Source organism: Methanolacinia paynteri (assembly GCF_000784355.1).
GTDB classification, from domain to species: domain Archaea; phylum Halobacteriota; class Methanomicrobia; order Methanomicrobiales; family Methanomicrobiaceae; genus Methanolacinia; species Methanolacinia paynteri.
The window spans coordinates 209202-233596 of record NZ_KN360928.1 but is presented as its reverse complement, the minus strand read 5'-3'; the positions used below and the strand labels follow the sequence as shown (position 1 = coordinate 233596).

The following is a 24395-nucleotide window of genomic DNA, read 5'->3' as shown; positions in this document are numbered from 1 at the left end:
GGCATCACGTCTGCTGAAAAGTTTGGAAATAAAATAGATAATTTTCGGGGATAATCGATTAATCCTCGTGTTCTCTGCTTTCTTTCCTGTAGATATAATAGATCCCCAGGAGAACTGCTGCCATCAGTATTGCAACAACGACAGGATTCGTGATTGCGGATACGATATCGAACCTGTCCTCTGCCGTAATCTCCACCTTCAGCTCGTCGGAAAGGCAAAGATTGTCGAGTTTGTCGTAATATTTTATCTCGGTGTTCAGGCCGTAGGGTTTGATTATTGCAGTCCTGTCGAGAGAGATGGTATATTCGGCCGTCACGGTCTCCCCGGGTGCAATCTCGCCGAGCATTGCAGAGTCGGATACTGCTGTAAAATGATCATTTGCCGTTATTCTGGAACTTGCATCGTATGCGGTTGCATCTCCGGTGTTTTTGTAGGTGACGCTGATTTTCCTGGTCTCTCCCGGTGATATGGTGATATCTTCAGCCACGACCTCGAACTTCGGTCCGGCCCCCGTGCTTATACCCACTGTCACATCGTCAGATTCAGCCTGGTTCCCGTACTCGTCGGTATACGATATTATGAAATCTGCAGGATATTCACCGGAATTAACGCTTTCATTCACCTGTGCCTTGAAGCGTGCGGTCTTTGTCTCCCCGGGGGAGATGTTTCCGATAAAAACACTTCCTTCTTCAAGAGTTACGGGGCTGCCTGTGGGAAACGTGAGTATAGCCTCGGCATTTTTGCCGTATGCATAACCGTCGTTTTTGAATGTCAAACCGATATATCCCTGCTTGCCCGAGTCAAGATTCTCGTAGTCGACCGAAACGATCCCGGGAATTATCTTTCCTTTGATCTTTACGGGGATGTCTATCACCTGTACAGATTCTCCGTAGTCGTATTTTATCTCTGATTCCGTTATGAGATAACCGTACGAGAGATAGTCCGAATCGGTCACAAGCGAGAGATTGCAGTTTCCTGCATTCGCATCCTCCGGGATATATATGATATAACTGACTGTCGCGGACTCACCTTTGAGTATATCCCCGACCATGTAGCTTCCGCTTTTGATCACTGCTGTTGAGTCTCCCGGGAGAAGTGTCACCTCGGTTCCGAGAGCAGCCGAGGGAGGTACAGGCACTAAATTCGGGTAAAGGGTCAGGATCTCGTTCGTGTCCTCGGCCATGTTCTCTATGACGATCTCGATCTCGTAGTTATTTCCCGGGTAGAACTCGTTTGATCCTGTAATCGTCGCGGAGAGGAAGGGTTCGCTCCACACGAATTTCTCGCCTGCAGTAGCAGGCCCTGTTGCGACGAGCATCAGGAGTATTACGGAGATTAAAAAGACGGCCGGCTTTCCCATTGCCGCAGTCTTCGGGTTTTTATTTTCTGAAGCCATGCAATTCATTGGAAAACCCTTATCCGGTTACTCACTGTTCTTTTTCCTGCGGCTTATCATGAACCAGGCAGCGGCAATGATTACTATGGCGATGATAATCCCGGCAATAATTATTGTCGTATTGCTGTTATTCCGGACATCCACAATAACCTTAACGGTGTCTGAAACGTAGTTGTTGTTTTCCGCATCATTATACCTGATCTCGGAATCGAGTGCATACTGCTTGATCGTGGCGTCGGACGAGACCTTCACCTTATAGATTCCCTGTGCCGATTCTCCGGGCGCAAGATCCCCGAGATATACATTGTCGTCATCGCTTGAGAACGGGTCAACTACGCTGATTCTTCCTTCCGCCTGGTATGCGGTTGCATCCCCTGTGTTCTTGTATGTAACATAGATCAGGGAGTTTTCTCCTGCATATGCGACTGAAGGCTCACCAACGGATTCGAAGCTGATCTTTCCGGTGAACCCCACACCTATGGATGTCGTTGCAGTCTGGGAGCTTATGCCTTCGTAATTCTTATAGCCCGCATAGACTTCGATAGGATATGTCTGAGACGGATCCGCATCACTGGAGACAGAAACCTTGAAACGGGCATTAATCTCTTCGCCCGGTTCGAATTCGCCGACATATATGCTGTTTTCAATGGGAGTCACGGGATTCTTTCCTACAGGATCGATATATATTGCAGTCTCTTTTCCGGTGTCTGAGCCGCTGTTTGTGATATTCATCGAGATGTAGCCTTCGCCGCCTGCATAAAGGCCTGATGTATCGACGTCTGAGATCTCAAGCTGAACCGACGGCTTGATCTTTATCAGGACGGGAATATTTTGTGAGACCTGTTTGAACCTGTATGAGATTGCATCGGTTCCAGTCTGCTCGGTTTTGTACATGTATTCATAATCTACCCGGAGTATCAGTTCGTAATCACCTTCTTCGGCATCTTGGGGAATATTGATCGAGAACTGCGCCGGTTTGTAATAGCCCTCGGGGATGTCGCCCACAATCTGCGGATCTGATTTTACAGTTACCGGAGAACTGCCGCTTTTAAGAGTTGCCGTCAACCCCTTTGCCGTCGTCGGGAGATAGTCTGGTGTTATATCCGTAGTCTCTACCAGTTTCAGGTCGATCAGGCCGCGATTTTCGACGTAAATTACTATTGTAGTATCCGTACCCGGTGATATTTCGTTTGTCCCTTCAATCGCGGCGGAGATGTCCGGACCGTTCGTATAATATTTATCGCCTGCAGCAGCCGGTGCTGCAATGCATGTTGCAAGAATAAGCAATAAAAAAATCAGACCTTTTCCCGTTTTCATGATATCTATTCCGATTGGAAATTATGTCGGTATGGCATATAAACAATTTTAAAGAACCATGGTTTACGGCCGTAAAGTGCCGGGTATTTAAAAGCACATTCATTTATAGTACTAACAAGAATCATTATTCAGCGATGCCCCGAATGAAGGGAATTCTGCATAAGGCAGAATCAAAACCAATATCCGGGGCATTATACATGGAGGTTTTTTTACGGGCAGGCTGAACTCGGCTTACGGGAAGATCGGAGGGGGCATCTACCGTCACCCGAGAACGATTGTCGCCGTAATGCTGGTGATCTTTGTTTTCGCCATGTATTTCATGACGGGTCTCCAGTCCCAGTCGATGTCGGACCAGTACCTTGACAAGTCCACCCCCAAGGGAATAATCTATGATCAATATAACAACAATTTTGTTTCCGATACCTATATTCTGCTTATCCAGACATCAAACCCGACTGATTACGAGTTGATGCAGGATCTCCTCGTAATGGAGGAGCAGATCGAAAGACTCAATTATATCTCGTCCGCCACATCGGTTGCCGACGTTTTGAAGGAGATGAACGGGGGCGTTCTGCCGGGAGACCAGGAGCTGATAGACGAATACCTCGCGATGCTCCCGGGAGATACCGTCAAAGAACTGGTCCCGGATAGTGAAACCGCTCTTGCATATGTGATGCTTGAGGAAGGTGTCTCGACAGACGTATCGTCTACCGTTCTTCCGGGCGTTACCTCGATTGTCGACAGTGCCGTCCTTCCTCCGGGTGTGAGCATAGAGATTACCGGCAACACCCCGTATAATGTGGAGATGCAGACCGAGATGGTTATGTCGGGCGTGGTGCTCGTTGCCGGTGCATTTATCCTGATGTTTATCGTTCTTGCAATTCTCTTCTCCAATATGCGGTACTGGTACCTCCCGATTGTTCTCCTTATGTTCAGTCTTGTCTATACCTTCGGAATGATGGGGTTATTCGGCATTCCCATGAACAACGGTGCGATCGCCGCTCTTCCGATCCTTCTGGGTCTCGGAATAGATTATGCGGTCCAGTTCCATGCCCGTTTCGACGAGGAGCGGCGCAAAGACCTGTCCGTTCAGGCTGCACTTTCGGAGACCGTATCGAATACAGGACCGGCTGTTCTTCTTGCCATGCTCGCAACGACCATGGGATTCATTGCAATGCTTCTGACACCAATCCCGATGATAAGGACCTTCGGGCTGGTTGCAATTATCGGGGTCTCCTGCAGCTACCTGACATCGCTCTTCGGTTTTCCTGCCATTGCCACGCTTACGGGTTATACCCCTAAGACTGAAGAAAAGGGAGCCGGGCAGAACCTCATGCGCAGCTACGATCTTGCTCTCGGAAAGGCGGCGAGAAGAATAATCCGTGTGTTCATTCCGATCCTGATCATATCGATCTCCATTGCCTATGCAGGCATAGCGCTCGATCCGACGATCCCTATCGATACAAGCACAAAGGATATGGCTCCTGCGGATCTCCCCGCACAGCTCTCGCTCGACAAGGTTGAAGCGGTCGCAGGTTCGGTCACGCCTATGCCGTTCTATATCAAGGGGGATGATTTGTCTTCCGTTGAAGTGGTGCAGTGGATAGGCTGGTTCGGGGATTTCGTTGTCTCAGCTCACCAGGAGGTAACATCCGTCGACAGCATAGCTACGGTTATCAGTGAACATAACAACGGGGAGATCCCGGACAACCAGGAGGATCTCGATGAAATACTGGCATCGATCCCGGATGACAAGATCTCTCCGTATCTCCAGGAGCCCGATGAGGGGATTGTCTCTTTCTCGACGATAAGCCTTACGATGAATGAACAGGGTGAGCTGAAGGATTCCGTAGAGACCGATGTATTATGGCTCGATCCTCCGCCTTCCATCGCCCTTTTCCCGACCGGGGACTTCGATCTCTACACCAATCTTGTAACGATGATCGCGGACAGCAAGGACAGGATGACATTTACAGGTTTTATCCTTATCCTGCTGTTTCTCCTGGTCGCATACAGGCGTGTGGTTGCTGCAACGCCAATTGTACCGATCATCTGCATAGTCGGCTGGAATACCGTTGCGATGCTGATTCTCGGTATGGAATACAATCCGATAAGCGCCTGTCTCGGTTCGATGACGATTGGTGTCGCATCCGAATATACCATCCTGATCATGGAGCGTTACACAGAAGAGTATGACAAATCCGGGGACAGGACAGGGGCTATCGAGATGGCTGTAAAGAAGATAGGCTCTGCCGTGACAGTATCCGGCCTTGTGACTGCAAGCGGATTTTCAGCACTTATGCTATCCTCGTTCCCGATTGTATCTTCATTCGGGCTTTCAACTGTAATCGCCGTAGGTTTTTCGCTGATAGGTGCAATAGTGATAATGCCTGCTATTCTCATGTTGCTTGCAAAGGCGGAAGGCCGTTTTGAGAGAAAGAAAATAGTTGTCTGATCTCTTACACTGATTTCTGTTAAAATGTGGAAAAAAGGGATTGTTCCTGTAGAAGGATCAGTCCTGATTATTACGCCGGAACTGCCGTACCGAGAATGTCGGACAGGATCTTGGCAATATCGATCCAGATGACGAGGTCCTTCTTTTCGCTCTCATTGTTTCCAAGTTTGATAATGCCTTTGACATAGGTTTCTTTTGACATCGAGGCATCCATCTGGTCTATATTGTCATCGGATATCTGGAGAACACTCCTGACATCGTCTACGATCATGCCGACATTCGAACCTCCGGCAGCTTCCGGAACAAGGACGATAATCTTCTGGTTTTCCTTGTTGTCCTTCATTTGAAGGCCCATGAGGTAATTAAGGTTCAGGATATTTGTGATCTCGCCTCTCAGGTTGATGATCCCGGCAATGTGAGGCGGCGCCCGTGGAATGGGAGTTATCGGGATCATCTCCACGATCTCCCTTGCAAGCTGTATGTCGAGGGCGTACATTGTTCCGCCGATCTCGAACTGGACTACATCGATTATTGTCATATTTACCACACTTCCTGCTTGGTTATGTCCTGAAATGGCTCATCTCTTCTTTGAGCTGATTGGAGAGCGCATTTACCTCGTGAATGGCGCTTCCGATCTCTTCTGTCGACGCACTTGCCTCCTCTGCGAGAGCTGCGAGTTCTTCAGCCTCTTTCTGCACTTTATTCGTCATGACCGTGCCCTGATCTGCCATCCGGACAACGTTGTTTGCGATGTTCGCCTGGTCTTCGATAGCCTTGGTGATCTCACCTATGTCATGTGAAACTTGGCTTGCATTCCTGATGATCGTGTTCAGTGCTTCGATCGCATTGTTAACGCTCCCCACACCTTCGATTATCTCCTCGTTCGCAGATTTGATTGCAATTGCGGTCTTTTCGCTGCTGGTCAAGACCGTCGAAACGACGTTTCCTATGGAATCTGCCGCAGTCCTCGCTTCTCCTGCAAGATTCTTGACCTCGCCTGCAACAACCGCGAATCCACGTCCGTGTTCGCCAGCACGGGCCGCTTCGATTGCTGCGTTCAATGCAAGAAGGTTGATCTGGCTGGTGATATCGTTTATGACCTTTACTACGTTTGATACTTCTTTGATCTTATCCTTAAGGTCCTCGATCTCGACGACGCTCTCTTTGGCTATGACTTCGACATTCGTCATCTTCTTGTTGGCGTCGTTTCCGAGATTCTGTGCTTCCTTTCCTGTCTCGACGACATCGTTCGCTGCATTGAAGACCTCCTGCGAAGTGCTGGCGATCTCCTCGTTAGATGCCGAAAGGTCTGCAATCTGGTGATTGATCTCCTCGATCTTTCCAAGCAGCTCTTTTGTAAGGTTGGCTGTGATCTGGCTGGTGTTTGCTACTCCTTCAGAGGCCTTTGCGACTTCGTCGGCACCTTTCGAGACCTCGTTTGAGCTTATTACGACCTGGTTGGAGATGTCGTTCGCAGAATCGATGGCCCTGGAGACTGAGATCCCGACATTGTTGATTGCATCCCTGAATCTCTGGAGGTCGCCTCTTGTATTGATCCTGTTGTCGAATCTCTCTGAAAAGTCCCCGGTTGCAAGGCTGTCTGAAACCCGGATGGCCTCGTTAAGGGGAGTCACAATAGCGTTCAAAACCTCGTTGACGCCCGTCACCACATCCTTGTATGCACCCTTATGGTCATTTGCATCGATCCGTTCGGCAAGGCTGCCGTTGACAACATGTTCACTGAGCAGGGCGATGTCGTCGATAATCTTCTGGACCGACTTCATCATGAGTATGAGTGCGGGGAGAAGCTCGTCATGTTCGCTTCTCCTGCCGATCGGTTCAAGCTCGCCCAGTTTTGAAAGATCTCCGTTGCTTGTCCTTACACAGACGTCTATGACATTCTTCAGTCTTGTCTGGACGATGTTGATCTCTTTTCCGATATCCCCGTAGACCCCCTTGTATTCACCGTGGAATGAATCGGTGTAATCGTTGACCGACATCATCTTCAGGATCTTTTCAGCCTCTTTAAGTCCGTTAAGGCCGTTGATACAGTCGTTGAAGTTATCCCTGAGAACACTGAATCCTCCGTTTAGGCCCTTTTCTATCTTTTCCGGGACCTTTCCTTCTGCAATCATCCCAAGGTAATCCAGTGTAAGCCCGAACGATTCACTGAAATTCTCCGGTATCATGTTAAAGGCGTCTGCAAATTCAGCAAATTCCCCTTTGAACTCCGAAGATTCCATTCTGGCAGAAAAATCTGCATCTGAGAGTATTTCACTCTTTTTTATTCCGGCCGAACAGAAAGATTTCAGGGTTATTGCGAGATTGTCCGCATTTTCAGTCACAGGAGAAGGGCACTTTGATCTGACCTCTTCACTGACGGTAAATTTTCCTGAAGCAAAATCTGCCATCTGGTCTCCGGCTGCTGACAGAGCATCCCCCGACTCTTCCAGCTTTTCGAGAAGACCGTTTACCATCCCGCCCAATTGCCTGAATTCGGGTTTGAGACCCGACAGATCCATTTTTTCATAGATGCCTTTATCTACGGCATTCTCAATTGTTTTTTCAAATGCTTCGATTGACATTATTTTTTCCTCCATGTCTGGCTGCGTCGATGCCCTATTCTGCCTTATTATAATTTTACCAAAGATTCGGCAGATATACATCCCCCCCCAGGCATATGGAGGCAACCTTTCAGTCCTGTTTTCTTTGGCAACCCTTTCGTGGGTTTTTCTCTATCCTCAGTTTCAGAATAAAATAGTAACGTATATAGCAAACCGTAATACACGCAAAATAATTCTTATGAAAAAACCGGACTCCCGGGACTTAAAAGATTTATTTTTGGAATCTTTTCAGCTCTTCATCCTGGATATATTGCTTCTTCAGGAATTCATGGACCTTCTTCGAACTCAGCCATCCGCGGTCTAAAAGATTGATTATCTGGTCGATCTTTTCCACCTGTCTGATGATCTCCTCAGAGGCTGCTCCGCACTTAATCTCTGCAAGTCCCACGATTATGGCGAGCGGATTTCTGATCTCATCATTGAGAATTGCCATCTTTTCGAGATTGTCTTCGATACGAGAGACGGCATTGCTCCTGATCTCTTCGATTGCCCTCTTTTCACTGATATCCCTGACCAGCCACCACAGGCCCTTTATGATTTCGTTTTTGTCACTCAGCGGCCAGGATGTTATTTCTACAGGCAGAATGCCTGTTTTAAGGTTCAGAATCCCGGTCTCAAATTTAAAGGGCTTATTTTCCTTCTCCCATAGATCCAGCATTCTTTCGACGGCATCCGGATTGCATTCTTTTTCAATTACACCGAATAAGCAGACGGATCGATTAGAATTCTCTTTGAAGACCTCGGCGATTCCGCTCATATTCAAAAAAGCCGGATTTGCATCCAGGATTATCCCTTCGAGATCAGTTAATACTATACCGTCAAGGCTCGAATCGAAGAGGTCCACATATTTCATCTCGCTCTCCATCTTCCCGCATGTTGCATCCTCCAGCGAACACAGCATTTTATTGATGGATTCGGCGAGCCGCATGAATTCGGGGTCGCCTTCAAAATCGATTCTCCTTCCGGGATCTTTGTTCTCCGCAATTTCACTGGCATCTCTGCCAAGTCTTTCAACCTGCATGAAAACGGATTTTCGGATGATTGTCAGGTAAGCTGCAGCAAAGACGATCCCGGTAACGATTATTGCAAGTATTGTATAGATGAGGGCAGTGAATCCCCGTACATACGTGATCCTTTCCATCTCAATTTCAAGTAATACAGGGTCACCATAAAGATCATATGTTGTTGCGGCGGCGTGAATTCTGCCAGGGTCCCCGGGAGAACTCCCTTCGTCGATGCGGAATATAATTCCATCATCTTCAGGAGAATAAGTACTGCCCGCCGCATAACTGTGTGTTCCTCCGATGGTAAACGAAACGGCTTTTGATCCTGTTTCCTCTGCAAGTTCTTCCGAATCAATGTATGTACCCCGTATAAGGACGCCCTTTGCCGGGCCTTCACCGGTGCCGGTTATTGGATATTCTGAGACGAGCATGACGGATTCGTTCAGAACAATAATGCCTGCCGATGATTCGAAGTCTGATGTGTGGTTGTAGAGAATGCCGTGGTCGATCAGGCTCTTTTTGAAATCTTCGGGAATCCCGGTCATGGTGTCGTCGTCTGGATCAAAGGCATGCCCGTAGACAACATCTCCGCGTTCATCCAGGAAAAGCATTATATTTACTTTTCCCTTAAGAAACGTTTGATTTCCAAGCGCCGAGCGGATAAAATCTTCATTTCCGTCCCGGACGAATTCATAAGTGTCGTCGCGGGTCGACCAGCCGGCTGCGGCAATCTCCTCACTTCTGATCCGTTCGTTGATAATTCCTGCAAGCCCCTGAAGTTCCTGCCCGGCGCTTTCTTCTTCGAAGTCCCTGACCTGATCGAGGAATATGAACTGTGTAAAGATTGAAACAGACAGAATTGTGAAAAATGTAATTATTATGGCTGCAGTTAGCAGTTTTCTCCTGAGTGTCATCCTGAAGCGCCCCCTTAGCCTTTGAAGGATCGTTTATTTTTCAGCGTTCTATAATAAGTTTCCGTAAAATAATGTTTCGGCAAAACAGCCGGGCAGTGTTCTCAAAAAAGTATCGTTATTATGGATTTTTTGGGATTTGGATGACAGATTTAATTGGAGTATCAGGCCTCTTTAGGCCTGAATCTTTCTAATATGGAAATTACAGCGGGCATTACCACTATTGCTCCAACGAGTGAGAAGCCTACGGTGATAACTGTAACTGTTCCGAAATTCTGGATAATCGGGGATGTCGCCAGCAGAAGGGCAGAAAACCCGAATACCGTTGTAAGGCCTGAGACCGAGATTGCAGTTCCAATCTTCTGGATTGCAGTCTGAATTGCTACATAAGTTCCCACACCCTTCTCTCTCTCCTCCTCAAACCTCTCCATGATCAGGATTGTGTATTCGGAGGCCACACCAATTGTCATTGCCCCCAGTGTCGCCGTAAGCAGGGAATATGTGAGGCCGAGAGAATACATTATCAGGCCGTTCCATCCGACGATCATCACAATGGGCACAAGAGGAGATATTGCCGTATATTTCCTGTAAACAAGCAGCAGGAATATGAATATCAGGACAAAACCGAGATAAGTCATCGGGTTTTTGGTATCTTTGATGCCGTTGATCAGGTCGCTGAACATATACATCTGGCCCGTAAATGTCACATCCATCCCCGGGTGCATCGTATACCAGTTGAGATCAGCCTCCATATCGGCAATGAGCTCCTGGGTTGCGGGAATTGAGATATCCTCCATCGAGAATTCTATGACGGCTTCGGTTTTTCCGCTGACATAGCTCTCTTTAGTGCTCTCTGGGATGCTCTCCCAGACATCTTCCAGTGTCTTTTTATCGGAGGGGATTACTCCGTTGTTGTAGGATTTTATGTAGGTTGCAATGCTTGTCGCGCCGGTCAGATCATCATGCTTCGAAACGGCATATTCCCCGAAATCATCCATCCATTTGAGCGTGTTATAGTCAAGTATGGAATCCGCCTTCACATATGCCGTAATTGTACTCGTTGAGCCCATAACGCTTGTAACCTTGTTCATCGTTATAAGTGCGGGCATATTCTGGTCCACCATCGAATCTTCGTCAGTATCGATGATGACCTTGGAATCGAGCTGGAACCCGACGATTGCGACCATCAGGAAGATGATCAGTATAGGTCCCGGGTGTCTGGCAATCTTTTCCGCAAGCCTGCTCAGCAGTTCGTCGTACCTCTCCATGAATGAAACATTTTTACTGCTTTTATGAGCCTTGCCGGCTTCATTGCAGCCTTTCCATTCAAGGACACAGGATTCGGGATCATCGGAGGAGCTACCCGTATTCTTTGGTGTGTAATTTACCAGTTTTGCAAAAGTTGGTACTATGATCATTGCGCAGAGGTAACAGCAGGCAATTCCTACGATACAGATTGTTCCGAAATCGGAGACCATCGGAGATGGTGCAAGAAGAGACAGAGCTGCGAATCCGAGGGCTGTTGCAATCATCGCGAGGAGGATTGCAGGCCCCGAACTTGTAATAGTCGTCTTTACCGCATCGGTAATAGAAGAGCGCCTCCGCTCTTCGTCAAACCTGGACTGGAACTGAATCGCGTAATCTATTCCAATTCCGATAAGTACCGGGAACGCGGCAATCACTATTGAAGTCAGGGCTATCCCTGCCAGCCCCATAACGCCGAATGTCAGTATTATCCCGCAGAATACAATCAGTACGGGGAGCATCCTGTACCTTACATGGCCGAAAAGCAGTGCCATTGCAACAATCATGAGGAGCATCGCAAGACCGATGAGTGTGCCCATGTTCTTCTGCATGTCCTCTTTCATCTCTACACTGAATGCCGGAGAGCCCGATGCCGATACGGAAATTCCGGGTGGAGGATTTGACGAATCGATAATCGAATTTATAGTATTAACGATGCTCTCTTCGGCATCCTCCGGGTAGCCTGTTTCAAGAGGGACGGACATGAGTGTCATAGTCCCTGAAGGCAGAACCATTTCAGAATATTCCTCGGGCAGTAAGCTGATGCAGGCGTCTATTTCTGCCTGGGACTGGGGGATCACCCCGTTGTTTACGCTTTTTATTAGATCAGGCAGACCGGTTACACTTGCGATATACCGTTCATCGGCAATGTCTGCTTCAAGTTCTTCCAGGTAATTCACTACTGCCGGAGATGTGACGTCGCTTCCTTCAATTATCAATATGACCGAGTCTGATCCGAACTCTTCCTCGTAGTGAATCAGGAGCGAGCCGACCGGCTCGTCGGTATAAAGGTAAGTGTCGGTACCGGTCTTCATTGTCGTCATCGAGGCACCGTATAGTGCAAAAAGCATCACTCCCACGACGAGACCGGCAACAATTAAAGTATGCCTGTTAATGACATTGGCAATTATCTCAAAAGGCGATTTCAAGACTTCTACACTCCGTTTGACAGGTATTTTTCAGAATTTTACGCCATGCATGTGGAAATTTTATAAAGGACTTCCATAATCCCTGATCTGTCTGTAAAGGCAAATTTATCCCCGGTGTATTCATCTATAAGCCTGCAAATAATTTCATCTGCAATCTCAGTGTCATTCATCTCTCCGGCAGGTATTTTCATCTCATCTGCAAAATGATACATTCTTTCCCTGTCGGTAAAAATATATTCCGAGCAGCTTGAGATGGTTTTTTCACCAGTATCACAGATCTGATCTCTGGCGATATCGATGTCATAGATATTTTCGATATCATCATTATAAAGTCTGTGGAGGAATTCGATTACTGTCCGGCAGAAGGCCGGGGGGATGAATCCGGCCTCCTCCCAGACAGCCGAAGTTTCAAGATTTGGGCAATTGGATTTGTTAATACTTGTTTCCGGCATTTTTGCCACCTTAACGCTGCTCAGTACTAATATGGGTTAAAATTATTAATAATCAAGTGCAACTTTTGGAGTTGCATTATGGAGATCAAGAAGGAGATTGTCGAAACCCTTGCCGGCATAGGATTTACCGAATACGAGGCAAGAGCCTATATTGCCCTTATCGGACTCGGCAATGCAACGGCAAGAGAAGTCAGCAGCATATCGGGAGTACCGCACGGGAGGATATATTCAATATTGAGATCTCTTGCGGATAAGGGGTATATCTTCGTCGGGGAAGGGACGCCTGCAAGTTATTGTGCGGAAAAACCATTTGATGTATTAGGTCCTTTGAAAACGGAGATGGATCGCAGAATATCCGAAGCCGGGGATTACCTGTCCGAGATCCAGTATGAGTCGCTGCCGCCGGCAAAGATGTGGACTATTAGGAGCGAGATCGGGGTCCAGAACAGGTTAAAGACGCTGATCCAGAATGCGGAAAAAGAAATCGTGATATTGTCCGATGACCCTAAATCAGTAAAACGGGTTCTTGAAGACCTCCAAAAAGTCAGAAAAAGGATCAATATCGAAGTTCACACCTTTAATACTGAGGCCTTTTCCGGGATGAAGCTTGATGTGCATAGAAACAGTCAGAGGATCATTGAGTTCCTGAAGAATATGGACGATTACATCAAGGATGATTACATGAAAGACAGGGGATTCAGAAATCATAAGGGGGCAAGTTGCTTTTACATATTCGACAGGAGAATAAGCATGGTTGTTGAAGAAGAGAACGGGAATATTATCGGACACATTATTGAAATTCCTGAATTGTGCTATATGATACGCTCGTTCCTTTATATTCTTGAAAACAACACCGATCTCGTTCTGCCCTGACCGATCGTCCGCACTTAAGGTATTTATTCCTGTAAAGTTCAGGATAATATACACAGCTTACAGAGGAGTATGAGAGTTATGGCCGAAAAGAAAGGGCACTTTGAAAAAGGAAAATGGCTGGAGGACGAGGAGATCTCAGAGGATGCGGCTCCGGGGCAGGGCACTGATGAGGACAACGGAAATATCGAGGATTTCGATGAAAAAGTTGCAGAACTCAAATCGTCCATATCCAAAAATCTCACTGATCTCTTCGGTGTCGGAAAGGCACTGATCACTACGGAGAAAGGAAGAGAGCATCTTGCAAAAAAAGTGAAAAAAGCTGAAGAGAAGATCGATAAAACCATAGAGGATATTGCCGAGGGTTTTGAGAAGGCGTTGAAGAAGTAATCCTTTATCCGGGTGGAAATTCTGGTTTTACAGGATAAATTGCATAACATCCGGAAAAAACCGCTGCCAGGTCTTATCTTTAAATACTTGCCGGGATATTAGATATCATGGCACTGGATTTTGTAGAAAGAGTAAAAGGATTCATTTTAAGCCCTGTTGAGAGTTTTAACAAATATAAGTCCGAGGAATTCGGCGAAGCATTCAAGTATTATCTTGTTCTTCTCCTGATCTTCTCGGTGCTTTACGGTCTCATCGCCGGTCTGGGTATGGGATCTAACATGGCCGGCATTCCAGGATTTGGTGGTGCAGGGATGGGCCTGGGGATGATAATCGGTATCATAATCTTCTTTTTTATCATCGGCATAGTCGCACTGTTCATACAGAGTATAATCGTCCATATCTTCGTCGCAATTCTTGGCGGAAAGCAGGGATTCACAAAGACCACTGCAGCAATGATCTATGCCTCAACTCCGAGCATGCTTCTCGGATGGATTCCTATTATAGGCATAATTGCGGGCATATGGGCATTTATACTCGAAATTCTTGCTATAAGAGAGATCCAGGAGATGTCGACTGCAAGAGCGGTACTAGCGATTATACTGCCGATAATCATCATAATGGTTCTTGTCATACTGCTCATCGGTTTCTTCCTTGTGGCGGCTGTTACGACGGCAGGCTATTATTAATCAATTCTTTTTTTCTGAAAAAACCTTATATCTGACCGATTTCTTTAGCTTCGGATGAATATTCAACTTAAAAGAAATGTTATCACAATAAAATGGGTTTTTATGGACCCCGGAATTACTCCAGGTCCATCTCTACTCCGCCAAACCAGCCTGCAGCAAGATTGTAAATGAATGCTGCTACTGCACCGTATATGAAACCGCCGATGGCACCGGCAATCGCCAGGATAATGATTGCCACAACACCAAGCCCTACACCAACTGCCGCCTGGGGCGCATACGGCCCCATAAAGAGTGTTATAAGTCCTCCGGACAGAAGCAGTAATATTCCTGCAATCAGGCCGATGACAAGGCTTATGGCTGCAAAGATCTTTGCTACGGATAAGACACCAAATCGTTTAATTACGCTCATAATTCCTCCAAAATTAAATTTACAAATTCCTATAATCAGTCGGACAATATATGGATTTGTCTTCTATGGCAAAAATATCGGCTTTAGATCCATAACCGAACGAATTAAGAAATATTTACAGGATGTCCTGTTATAATTTTACGGTTTTTTTTATTACTTCTTCTGCATAATATGCCCGTATGGTTGTGCGAATTTCGGATTCGCGGGAAACTATTTATATAACGTGTGTTATTTTCTCTTTATGTCATCCTTTAGTGAAAAACTAAAAGGTTTCCTTGTAAAACCTGTTGAAACCTTTCAGGCTCACAAAGGTGAAAGCCTTGGTGTAGCTTACCAGTACTACATTGTCCTGTTTGTGATCTTCACAATACTGTACGGAATTGTTGCTGTTGTAACGGATATGAACTTCATGAGCTCAACGATCGATGCCCTCAGCCAGGTTCCCGGAATGCAGTGGGTGTCTGACTTCTCCTTGTTCAGTTCGTTCCTGATCTCTTTCGATGTGTTTGTGATCTATACCGCTTTCGTCATCGGGCTCTTCTCGATATTTCTCTGCGGTCTGATACTTCACTGCTTTGTCCTAATGTTTGACGGAGGCAATGGCTATGTTCAGACGATTAAAACCGTAATGTATGCACATACGCCATACTTTATCCTGGGCTGGATCCCCTATGTCAACATCATCGCCGGGATCTGGACGCTTGTTCTTTTAGTTCTCGGAATTCGTGAATTACAGGAATTCTCAACCGGGAAAGCGGTTTTTGTTGTTTTAATTCCGATAGTTCTGGTTTTGATCGGAATGATCCTCTTTGCGGTTGTTATTGCATCATTCATCGGCGGAATCCTGGGGCTCACAGGCCTTATCTGATTCCTCTTTTTTTTCCTTTATTTACCACAGGTTTTTTTATCAGTTACCCCATAGTAATTGACATGGTTTTTGTCCGGATTGTTTCGGACTTTCACGACCAAAGGAGGATTTGATAAAATGAAGAATATAAGAATGACCCTGATAGCAGCCCTTATCATCGTATTTGCGGTTGTTTTCTGTTCACCAGCTTCCGCAGTACTTCTTGAGGAAAAGTATATGGGCGCGATCTCGAAACTCGAACCCTCATATGACAGGATTATAGTTAATGTAGCCTCCGTTTATGAGGGTGGCGAATGGGTAACTTATGGTAAAAGCAGCCTTAAGAATAATTTAGTAACCGGAACTACCTCAAACCCTTCGGTTTTCAAAGACTTAAGCCAGGGTGACTCGGTTGAAGTCACTATAATGGGCGGACCCGGAGGAGAATGGATCACCATCGGAAAGATAGGCTCTACAGGTCTGGCGATCAAACCGATTATTGCCTGTTACGGTGACCCGACAAGGCTGGTATCTCCGTTCTATAAGAATTATGAGATTTCTTATATATCCGAATCCGATTGCGAACTGTGTGAAGGAACCATCTGTGAGGCATCGGGTGCATCGGTAACAGTTAAAAGGGACGGACTGGAAGTCGAATCGGCCGATATGTACCCCGGTAGCACCCACGTATTCGGGTGGGACAACGCGACTCTGCAGTACATCCCGCTGATTACCTTTGTTTCAGGTGAAGGTGAATCCTCGCAATGCAGTTCATCTGATGTGATTATGGCCGGACCGCAGGCTGTCTCAGACTTTACTATCTATATCACCCAGAGAAGCACGATTATTCTGAATGAAGTGGAAACCCTCGAAACCGAAGGCCTGACGGAAGGACCGACCAGCATGATGACCGCAGTGACAACGCCTGCAACCGTCGTCCAGACCGATTACCAGACACCTGCCCCGACGACGGCGGCAACTCCGGCAACACCCGGATTTACAGCTATTTGTGCGTTTTCTGCAATTTTCGGAGCATTCTGTCTGGTTGCAGGAAGACTGCGCAGATAAAAAATCCTAATTTTTATTTCCAGCTTATATTCCACGCTGTCCCGGAAGATCCTGATATAAGACTGACGTCTCCTTTAAGCTGAAGCCTGACGATATTGTTTATTACCTTGATTCCGAGAGTATGCGATTTTGATTGATCGAAGCCTTCCGGAAGACCGATACCATTGTCCGAAATCACCATACTGAATCGGCCGTTTTCATCTTTGTGCAGTTTAAGTGATATATTCCCTGATTTAAGGTCCCTGAATGCATATTTTACAGAGTTGGTGATTATCTCATTTACTATGAGGCTTGCAGGAATTGCCTGTCTGATATCCAGTTTGCAGCCGCCTGTATCGATTGAATATCTGATTGTCGAATCCTCGGCGCACGTTGTAAGAATACTTCCTATCAGGTTTTTAAAATGATCTCCGGCATCGATCTCTGATATATTTTCCGAGAGGTATATCGATTCATGCACGGCAGCGAGCGAATAAATCCTGTTTCCCGCATCTGCAATCGCCTCTATACACTCCTCATCGTCCATAAGCGTCTTTTGCATCGAAAGGAATCCTATTATAATTGCAAGGTTGTTCTTGACCCTGTGGTGAACCTCCTGCAGCAGGACGGTTTTCTCTTCAAGTGATCGCCTGAGGTCCTCTTTTACCTTCTTCAGGTTCGAGATGTCCTGCGAGATTGTAATTATTCCTGAAAATTCTTCTTCTTCGGAGAAGACTGCCATTGTGTTGACGAGAGTCACATATTCTCCCCCGTTCTTCAACGGAATAGAGAGTGTCTTTGAAACAGGCTGGTGGGATGTGATTGTTTCGAGGTCCATTTTGTTGATCTCATCTGCGCATTCAGCCGGCAGGACATCATAGACCGTTTTACCGATAAAATCCTCCTTCTTAAGATACAGGCTGTTCAGGAGGGGGGTATTGCACATAGTATGCCTGAGATCGTGATCTTTGTACATGAACGGTATCGGAATGGTTTCGATAAGTGATTCGAGAAATTTCGCCTGCGCCGTCAGCTTGTCCTCTGTCTCCTTTCTCCGGGATATATCCCTGGCGGTTATTATGAAAACGGGTTTTTTGTCAAATAATGAACTTCTTATTTTCATCTCTACTGGGCATAAAGGCCTGTCTTTTCTTTTGTGTCCTGTTTCAAAGACATAGATCCCCTCGCCATTGATCTTTTCTGTATCGTCAGTTTCATTCCCAGTATTCCTTAGGGAAGGAACGGTGCCGCCGATCAGGGTAGAGACAGGTTTTCCGATAAGCTCTTCTTTTTTATATCCGGTGTTCTTAAGTGTGGTTTCATTGCATTCAACTATCTCTCCAATTTCACCGTCCGCTGTACAGCTGGTGATATAGGTGGTATCCGAGAGATTGTTGAAAAGATCCGAATATCTCTTTTTTTCGTTGTTCAGTCCTTCGGAGATGAATGAAACCACTGTGCCTATCATTATGAAAATAACCGCTCTTCCCACGGCATATATTATCTCGATCCCGGAGAACCCTGTCAGCAGTGCAGCCATCAGGACGTATCCTGCCGAAAGAATAACGGCGGCTGCAACTCCCCGCTTCGGATAAAAAAAGGCGCAGAGAATTATCGGGACGTCCATAAGGTGAGGGGTTACGGTTGTATAACCGAAAGAATAGAAGACCGCAATTAAGATGAATGCCGTTAAAACCGATGCTGCAATCAGGAAGTCTTTCTTGTCATTAAGGCCCGAAACGAATGATGAAGAGTTCCATGAATCCCCTTTTCCTGCCATAGGTATAAAACACCCCGATCCCCCCGCCCGGTTATAAATAAACAGGAGGTTATTGCTAAAAACTAATATTTATTTGTTGTTCCCCCGGAAGTCATCCGGGAAAATCATCCGTTGTTATGGATACCCCTTATGGATCAAAACCCTCTTTTTGAATTAGATTAATGAATGTCGGGATACAATTATAAATTTATAATATGTACAGACCTAATCTCAGGCCGGGAGAAGAACTCGTCAAAATATCTCCCGGAGTAAATGTTAAAAATGTCCCTTTTGACGCGTTTTTAACCAGCAAAAGAATAATTTTCGTAAAAAAAACTGATTCAATACAGGAGAGAAAGGAGCTTGTTTTTCCCCTGAATCTTGTCAAAGATTACCAGCCCTCCTCCGATGAATCGGGAACACCTGCCATAAAATTTTCAATAGAAAAACCCTCGGGCGAGGTAGGCGACCTCATCCTCAAATTTATTCAGGCAGGTGACTACAGGTATGCAGAAAGGGACGACTGGGTTGAAGATTTGAAATCCCTGTCCCGCGGTATGGTTCCCCGGAATTCGGCAGGCGGGCAAAACCAGTTTTCGGGTGGTATGCCCCCTAAAGCAGAGCCTTCTGCGCCGTCGGCGAATAACCGGGACGCCGACCTGTTCAATACGGGTTCAGAAAATCCGTATGCCCCTCCGTCCCCTGAATTTCGCCAGCCTCCTGCTGCTCCTGCCGAAGACAGCTATTATGGACAGCAGGATTTCCGTAGCCAGGCGCGTCAGGGAATTCCGCCAGAAGAAAGGCACCAGATGCAGCAGGGTTTTTCCCAGCTTCCGGCCTCTCCGCAGTATTCTTATCGCCAGGGGCCGTCTTCAGATGATGAAAAACCTATCTTCTGCCGTTTTTGCGGTGCAAAAGTTCCTTCCGGGTCAGCATTCTGCCCCTCCTGCGGGGGAAAAGTTGAGCAGCAGGCAATGCACCAGCAGTCTTTCTCTGGGGCTCCTCCCCAGAGACAACAGGCAGATCGCCAGCAGTTTTCACCTCCGCCTGCACCGCGGCAGCAGAATTTTGGAGACAGGGGATTTGTAAGTCCTCCTCCGCCATCTTCCGGTCACACCGGATACGGGCAGCAGCCCGGATATCCTCCCCGCGACGGTGGAATATCCCTTGCAGATGATCGTGGATACGGGTACGGACAGGGAGGCGCGATGTCCCCGAAGGGACAGAAATCCATGATGAAGGAGCAGGCGAAGGCGGATAAAGCTCGTATGAAAGAGCAGGCCCGTGCCGAGAAAGAACGGCAGAAGGCAATGAAAAGGGCACAGAAAGGCAGGGGATATAATGATCCCTACGGCTATAAGGAGAGCAGGATGCCCGAGCCGAAGATCATCATAATTGCTGTTGCAGTTATCGCTGTAATAGCGGTTGCCGGTTTTGCATTCTCCAGCGGAATGTTCGGAGGCAACGGCGGCAGCAGCGGTGTGTCAAGCGGAGGAAACTCCCAGTCTCCCTCGTCTTCAGGTACAAGTCCGCTGGCAGGCGTCAGCACCGGCACTACAAATACATCTGAGACATACGGGAACTGGTACTTCAGCGTATTTTATCCAGGAGAATGGTCCGGCACCTATACCGTTAACGGCGGAACTACCACAATAACGGATGAATCGGGGGAGAGCGTGATTTACGGAACTCTGCCGGATAAAGGACTCGGATCATTCAGCGGAACTGTATCGATATCGGCCAGCATACTCGACAGTGGAGCCGGCGGTACGCTTTCAATTTATTTATACAATGATAAAGGCGTGGAAGTTGATAGTGCGCAGACATCGGGCAGCGGTACTGCAGTGCTGACTTATCCGTAGTCAGAGGTGGTTGGAAAAGATGTATAAACTAGTACTGCTCCGTCACGGCGAGAGCACATGGAACAGGGAAAACCGTTTCACCGGATGGACTGATGTCGATCTGTCGGAAAAAGGGCTTGATGAGGCTCATAATGCCGGAAAACTGCTTAAAGCCGGAGGTTATACGTTCGATGTTGCGTATACCTCGGTTCTTAAAAGGGCGATCCGTACATTATGGATAACCCTTGATGAGATGGACCTGATGTGGATTCCCGTTTCGCGATCATGGAGGCTCAACGAGCGTCATTACGGGGCCCTGCAGGGACTTAACAAATCGGAGACCGCGGCAAGATACGGGGACGAACAGGTTTTTGTATGGCGGAGAAGTTATGATATCCCTCCACCTGCTCTCGACGAGGAGGATGAGAGAAACCCAAAAAAAGATCCCAGATACGGAGATCTCAGGCCGGAGGAATATCCCCTTACAGAATGCCTGAAGGATACTGTTGCGAGATTTCTTCCTTACTGGAACGACGAGATTGCTCCTGCGATTAAATCCGGGAAAAGAGTTCTTATAGCGGCACACGGAAACAGCCTTCGTGCCCTTGTCAAGCATCTCGATAATATCGCGGACGATGATATTCCCAAGCTGAACATACCCACGGCAGTTCCCCTTGTCTATGAACTTGATGAAAACCTAAGACCTATACGCCATTACTATCTTGGCAATCAGGCAGAGATTGAAGCTGCAATAAAATCTGTAGAAAAACAGGGCAAATCAAAATAATTATTTTTGAAAATTCTATCTTCCTCCTAAGAGGGGATTTTAATTTTTATTCAGACCTAAAATTTCCATAATCAGGCGAAGCCATTCTCCGAAGAAATTTTGGAATCGCACTGATTCATTCCTTATGAATTCGGTTCCCGGATTATCCAGCATTTTCGTTACATTTCCTGAATCTGCCAGGATATTTAATCCGGCCGTTCCGTTCATTCTGTTATTCGTGTTTTCAGTTGTATTTACCCAAACCTCATTCCCTGCTGCTTTTCTTTCAACTGTGATATAGTCTTCTTTTGTCACCGTAAAGGACTCCCCGTCGATGTCAGTTACAGTAAGGGAGACGTTGTAGATTCCCGGCTTCCTGAATGTGTGTACCGGATTTGCGACAGTCGATGTTCCGTCTTCAAAGTCCCAGTGATATGATTTTACTTCTATATTTGCAGGAATTCTGCTAGTGAATTTTGCGATAAACGGGATCTCGCCGCTTGTATCCTCTGCTTTAAAAGATGCCGTAATGCCGCTTGTAGCTATAATAAAGTCTGTCCTCGTGGAGGTATTTGTCCTGGAATAATCGGATGTCACCTTTAGAGTGACCGTATAATTGCCCGCCTGCGAATATTCATGCAACGGGTTTTGTTCTTCAGATGACGTCCCGTCTCCGAAGTTCCAGTTCCAGTTTGTGATCTTCCCGTAGGATATAGTCGAACTATCGGCGAACTGAACACTTAACGGGGGTTTTCCTGATTTTTGATCGGCTGTAAAAAGCGCAACAGGGGAGGGATAATTCACAACAATTTCTTTTGTGTAATCGTCGGTGTTACCGTTGATGCCCGTTACCGTGAGTAGGACCCAGTAAGTGCCCGGTTCTGTGAAGGTGTGAGTCGGATTCTGCAATGCGATCTTCGGCGATTTATCGCCGAAATCCCAGCGTGAGTCATGTACCCCGAGAGTAAGGTCGGTAAAGTTCACCTGCAGTGGAACCTCTCCACTGGATACGGATGTAGCAAAACTTGCCTCAAGTTCGGGTTCCTTCATAATGATATTCAGTGTCCTTGATTCGGTTACCCCGTTATCGAAAGTAGTGGTTAGCTTTACCGTATATGTATCTGCTATCGGGAAAGAATAAACCGGATTTTGCGAAGTATTGTCTGTGATCCCGTCGGAATTAAAGTCCCACTCCCATGAGGTGACAGTTCCGGAACCGACCTCTCCGTAGAAATAGACCTTGAGGTAATCACCCTTGTCTCCCTGTTTATACGTAAATGTCGTTGTCAAAGCCGATGCATGTGTAATCAGGGTTAAAAAGATCGCAATTATCAGGATTATTCCCAAATAAACAGACCTTTCGGAGATCTACGCACCCCCGAAGAAAGTAAATCCTGTCTCTCCCTGCCCTGTAAAAAATAAGAACAGCATTATAATGACCAGGACCGGAACAATCGCTGCTATTGCAGCACTCCTCCCGTCAAGATTGTATGTCTCCCTCGCTCCTATGAACTGGAGGAAGAATGCCCATAAAGGAGCTATCAAAAGCCCGAACAGAGGGATTATGCCTGCAATTGCAAACGGGCACATCGAATAGGCCGAAATTCTCAGGTCATCCCGGATATCCTCCGCATTGCCGGTTATGAGGAGCCCGAGATGAAGCAGGAATCCGTTTAAAACTGCATATGTTATTCCGACGATTATAATCTCGATGACAAAGAAGATCATGGCCCCGGCGTCTTGAAGAGCAGTTATTTCCGGATATGTCGTGCTGTCGAGTGATCCCGCGTATAGCTGGAATATTATGCCTGTCAGGAACCCGAATACCGCCAGCGCCAGGACAAGAACCGGGAGGGCTTCGAGTGGGTCCTGGTCCTTTGTCATTCTGAACGTTTCAGTCGGAGCCCTGATAAATCCTATAAGCCTCCCGAGAATCGAATCGTCCGGTGAATATGAACTTCTTTCCCCGAGTCCCAGGGGATCGCCGTGTGAGGCTTTTTTGCTGCTCTTTTTTCTGGAAGGCTTTTTGCGCCTGGGAGGACGCGCCTTTTTTGTCCTCCCCGACTTCCTTGCTGCAGGTTGTGCTGAGAAAAAGTCGTCGTCATCACCGTAGTCTGCATCGATGATCCCTCCTTCAAAGTCCTGTTTGGATCCTGTATCATAACCGGTTTCGCTTTCAGAGCCGCTGCCTACAGGTGAACCGCATGAGAGGCAGAATTTGGCTCCGTGAGGGACCTGCCCGCCGCACCGTGGGCAAAATGTACTGCCACCCGTGGGTTTAGCTGAAAATCCCTGGTTTTCTGGTGAAAATTGAGGGCCTGGTGCCCGGGAACCAAGACCGGGAATATGGGATACACTTCCTCCTGTTGAGATTATATCGTTGATAGCCCCAGCCCACGTGTCTCTTTCCTGCCACCTGTTTCCGTTATGCCAGTGGGAGAATGCGAGTCTCATCGTCCTTATGTCGCCGTTGGGAGACCCGACATTCAGAACGATTACCGGCTCATTCTGGGCATTTTTTGTTATCTCAACGTTCCTGACCGATTTCAGCGATATTGATGACGGTTTGTTGGGGTGGTTGGGATCGGTCAGGGAGATCTCTTTTGATGTGAGTTCTATCGTGAATTCCTGCGATTTGACAATGACGTTGTGAGCCTGGAGGAGAACTCCGCCCGGGACCGTCGCACCATGCGTAGGCGGTCTTTCAGGCGGCATTTGGGAATACGTGCTTCCCCCCTGCTGGTAATCGGGATATTCGGGCTGGGGAGTTTCGGGGAGTGTAGCCGGTACATATTCGGAGATCATCCCTTCAAGTTCTTTTTTCAGGTAATCTCTCTCCATATTCCGCATTCCGGAGAAGTCCTGTGAAAATGTAATGGTCATCTTTTTTTGCGAACCATCCGGTGTTTTTACTGAGAGAATCAGGGTTGGTTCATCGGATACGGTCTGACCTGTTCTTATAGAACTGATTACGGGAAGCGGGATCTCTATCGGTGTCGATTTATTTGTATTATCCTCTGAAAGAAAGAGCCTCCTGTTTGTGAGGTAGAGCCTGAACTCTATATTTCTTATCTCTATATTTGGAATTTCGAAGAGCAGTTTCTCATTATTTCCTAATACCGGAGCAGGCGTTGCAATCACCTATATTCTTGTTTTGAAATATATGTT

Annotated in this window: 19 protein-coding genes; 8 read left to right on the top strand and 11 right to left on the bottom strand. The window is 46.9% G+C overall.

Features of this window, described 5'->3' with window-relative positions; translation table 11 throughout:
• Positions 1–58 precede the first annotated feature (58 nt).
• Positions 59–1396: a COG1361 S-layer family protein gene (locus METPAY_RS04600; protein ID WP_245611522.1), complete on the bottom strand. Its 1338-nt coding sequence runs from the start codon at positions 1394–1396 to the stop codon at positions 59–61.
• A 27-nt stretch (positions 1397–1423) separates the two neighbouring features.
• Positions 1424–2713, bottom strand: a complete 1290-nt coding sequence (locus tag METPAY_RS04595) for a COG1361 S-layer family protein (protein ID WP_048149548.1) — start codon at positions 2711–2713, stop codon at positions 1424–1426.
• A gap of 169 nt (positions 2714–2882) precedes the next feature.
• Here METPAY_RS04595 and METPAY_RS04590 point away from each other — a divergent pair, with 169 nt between their 5' ends.
• Positions 2883–5168, top strand: a complete 2286-nt coding sequence (locus METPAY_RS04590) for an efflux RND transporter permease subunit (RefSeq protein WP_306413911.1) — start codon at positions 2883–2885, stop codon at positions 5166–5168.
• A gap of 70 nt (positions 5169–5238) precedes the next feature.
• On the opposite strand, the gene METPAY_RS04585 is transcribed toward METPAY_RS04590, so the two are convergent.
• The 5 genes from METPAY_RS04585 to METPAY_RS04565 all read right to left on the bottom strand — a co-directional run bounded on the left by METPAY_RS04585 (position 5239) and on the right by METPAY_RS04565 (position 12612).
• Positions 5239–5706 (bottom strand): chemotaxis protein CheW, encoded by a 468-nt coding sequence (locus METPAY_RS04585; RefSeq protein ID WP_048149544.1) that lies wholly within the window; start codon positions 5704–5706, stop codon positions 5239–5241.
• 22 nt (positions 5707–5728) lie between these two features.
• Entirely contained in the window at positions 5729–7753 is a 2025-nt protein-coding gene (locus METPAY_RS04580) for a methyl-accepting chemotaxis protein (protein WP_048149964.1), read from the bottom strand.
• A gap of 250 nt (positions 7754–8003) precedes the next feature.
• Complete coding sequence (locus METPAY_RS04575) at positions 8004–9710, bottom strand: CHASE4 domain-containing protein (protein ID WP_048149542.1); 1707 nt, start codon at positions 9708–9710, stop codon at positions 8004–8006.
• 161 nt (positions 9711–9871) lie between these two features.
• Positions 9872–12160: an efflux RND transporter permease subunit gene (locus METPAY_RS04570; RefSeq protein ID WP_048149540.1), complete on the bottom strand. Its 2289-nt coding sequence runs from the start codon at positions 12158–12160 to the stop codon at positions 9872–9874.
• Positions 12161–12198: 38 nt separating this feature from the next.
• Positions 12199–12612: a hypothetical protein gene (locus tag METPAY_RS04565; protein WP_048149537.1), complete on the bottom strand. Its 414-nt coding sequence runs from the start codon at positions 12610–12612 to the stop codon at positions 12199–12201.
• A 78-nt stretch (positions 12613–12690) separates the two neighbouring features.
• Here METPAY_RS04565 and METPAY_RS04560 point away from each other — a divergent pair, with 78 nt between their 5' ends.
• The 3 genes from METPAY_RS04560 (at position 12691) to METPAY_RS04550 (ending at position 14558) form a co-directional block, all read left to right on the top strand.
• A complete protein-coding gene (locus METPAY_RS04560) occupies positions 12691–13485 on the top strand; it encodes a TrmB family transcriptional regulator (protein WP_048149535.1) in 795 nt (264 codons plus the stop codon).
• 78 nt (positions 13486–13563) lie between these two features.
• Positions 13564–13872 carry a hypothetical protein gene (locus METPAY_RS04555; RefSeq protein ID WP_048149533.1) on the top strand — a complete coding sequence of 103 codons (309 nt, stop codon included), beginning with the start codon at positions 13564–13566 and terminating at the stop codon, positions 13870–13872.
• 107 nt (positions 13873–13979) lie between these two features.
• A complete protein-coding gene (locus METPAY_RS04550; protein ID WP_048149532.1) occupies positions 13980–14558 on the top strand; it encodes a YIP1 family protein in 579 nt (192 codons plus the stop codon).
• A gap of 115 nt (positions 14559–14673) precedes the next feature.
• Here the strand turns inward: METPAY_RS04550 and METPAY_RS04545 are convergent, their stop codons facing one another.
• Positions 14674–14967, bottom strand: a complete 294-nt coding sequence (locus METPAY_RS04545; RefSeq protein WP_048149530.1) for a hypothetical protein — start codon at positions 14965–14967, stop codon at positions 14674–14676.
• A gap of 241 nt (positions 14968–15208) precedes the next feature.
• On the opposite strand from METPAY_RS04545, the gene METPAY_RS04540 reads away from it, so the two are divergent.
• On the top strand, positions 15209–15835 hold the full coding sequence (locus METPAY_RS04540) for a YIP1 family protein (RefSeq protein WP_048149527.1): 627 nt from the start codon (positions 15209–15211) through the stop codon (positions 15833–15835).
• Between the two features lie 117 nt (positions 15836–15952).
• Positions 15953–16882: a hypothetical protein gene (locus METPAY_RS04535; protein ID WP_048149526.1), complete on the top strand. Its 930-nt coding sequence runs from the start codon at positions 15953–15955 to the stop codon at positions 16880–16882.
• 13 nt (positions 16883–16895) lie between these two features.
• On the opposite strand, the gene METPAY_RS04530 is transcribed toward METPAY_RS04535, so the two are convergent.
• The gene (locus METPAY_RS04530; protein WP_048149524.1) at positions 16896–18641 is read right to left on the bottom strand and encodes a histidine kinase dimerization/phosphoacceptor domain -containing protein; all 1746 of its coding nucleotides are present in this window, start codon (positions 18639–18641) and stop codon (positions 16896–16898) included.
• A 194-nt stretch (positions 18642–18835) separates the two neighbouring features.
• On the opposite strand from METPAY_RS04530, the gene METPAY_RS04525 reads away from it, so the two are divergent.
• Positions 18836–20482 (top strand): zinc ribbon domain-containing protein, encoded by a 1647-nt coding sequence (locus METPAY_RS04525; RefSeq protein ID WP_048149522.1) that lies wholly within the window; start codon positions 18836–18838, stop codon positions 20480–20482.
• Positions 20483–20501: 19 nt separating this feature from the next.
• A complete protein-coding gene (gpmA, locus tag METPAY_RS04520; protein ID WP_048149962.1) occupies positions 20502–21248 on the top strand; it encodes a 2,3-diphosphoglycerate-dependent phosphoglycerate mutase in 747 nt (248 codons plus the stop codon).
• Positions 21249–21287: 39 nt separating this feature from the next.
• Here the strand turns inward: gpmA and METPAY_RS04515 are convergent, their stop codons facing one another.
• Entirely contained in the window at positions 21288–22517 is a 1230-nt protein-coding gene (locus tag METPAY_RS04515) for a PKD domain-containing protein (protein ID WP_157198995.1), read from the bottom strand.
• A 78-nt stretch (positions 22518–22595) separates the two neighbouring features.
• Positions 22596–24368 carry a YIP1 family protein gene (locus METPAY_RS04510; protein ID WP_048149520.1) on the bottom strand — a complete coding sequence of 591 codons (1773 nt, stop codon included), beginning with the start codon at positions 24366–24368 and terminating at the stop codon, positions 22596–22598.
• Between the last annotated feature and the right edge of the window lie 27 nt (positions 24369–24395).

What these genes read in the sequence shown, in the direction of transcription:
- METPAY_RS04535 (WP_048149526.1), top strand. Translation starts at nt 15,953, where the DNA reads ATGAAGAATATAAGAATGACCCTGATAGCAGCCCTTATCATCGTATTT.
- METPAY_RS04525 (WP_048149522.1), top strand. Translation starts at nt 18,836, where the DNA reads ATGTACAGACCTAATCTCAGGCCGGGAGAAGAACTCGTCAAAATATCT.
- METPAY_RS04595 (WP_048149548.1), bottom strand. Translation starts at nt 2,713, where the DNA reads ATGAAAACGGGAAAAGGTCTGATTTTTTTATTGCTTATTCTTGCAACA.
- METPAY_RS04540 (WP_048149527.1), top strand. Translation starts at nt 15,209, where the DNA reads ATGTCATCCTTTAGTGAAAAACTAAAAGGTTTCCTTGTAAAACCTGTT.
- METPAY_RS04545 (WP_048149530.1), bottom strand. Translation starts at nt 14,967, where the DNA reads ATGAGCGTAATTAAACGATTTGGTGTCTTATCCGTAGCAAAGATCTTT.
- METPAY_RS04575 (WP_048149542.1), bottom strand. Translation starts at nt 9,710, where the DNA reads ATGACACTCAGGAGAAAACTGCTAACTGCAGCCATAATAATTACATTT.
- gpmA (WP_048149962.1), top strand. Translation starts at nt 20,502, where the DNA reads ATGTATAAACTAGTACTGCTCCGTCACGGCGAGAGCACATGGAACAGG.
- METPAY_RS04555 (WP_048149533.1), top strand. Translation starts at nt 13,564, where the DNA reads ATGGCCGAAAAGAAAGGGCACTTTGAAAAAGGAAAATGGCTGGAGGAC.
- METPAY_RS04560 (WP_048149535.1), top strand. Translation starts at nt 12,691, where the DNA reads ATGGAGATCAAGAAGGAGATTGTCGAAACCCTTGCCGGCATAGGATTT.
- METPAY_RS04585 (WP_048149544.1), bottom strand. Translation starts at nt 5,706, where the DNA reads ATGACAATAATCGATGTAGTCCAGTTCGAGATCGGCGGAACAATGTAC.
- METPAY_RS04550 (WP_048149532.1), top strand. Translation starts at nt 13,980, where the DNA reads ATGGCACTGGATTTTGTAGAAAGAGTAAAAGGATTCATTTTAAGCCCT.
- METPAY_RS04580 (WP_048149964.1), bottom strand. Translation starts at nt 7,753, where the DNA reads ATGTCAATCGAAGCATTTGAAAAAACAATTGAGAATGCCGTAGATAAA.
- METPAY_RS04530 (WP_048149524.1), bottom strand. Translation starts at nt 18,641, where the DNA reads ATGGCAGGAAAAGGGGATTCATGGAACTCTTCATCATTCGTTTCGGGC.
- METPAY_RS04600 (WP_245611522.1), bottom strand. Translation starts at nt 1,396, where the DNA reads ATGGCTTCAGAAAATAAAAACCCGAAGACTGCGGCAATGGGAAAGCCG.
- METPAY_RS04565 (WP_048149537.1), bottom strand. Translation starts at nt 12,612, where the DNA reads ATGCCGGAAACAAGTATTAACAAATCCAATTGCCCAAATCTTGAAACT.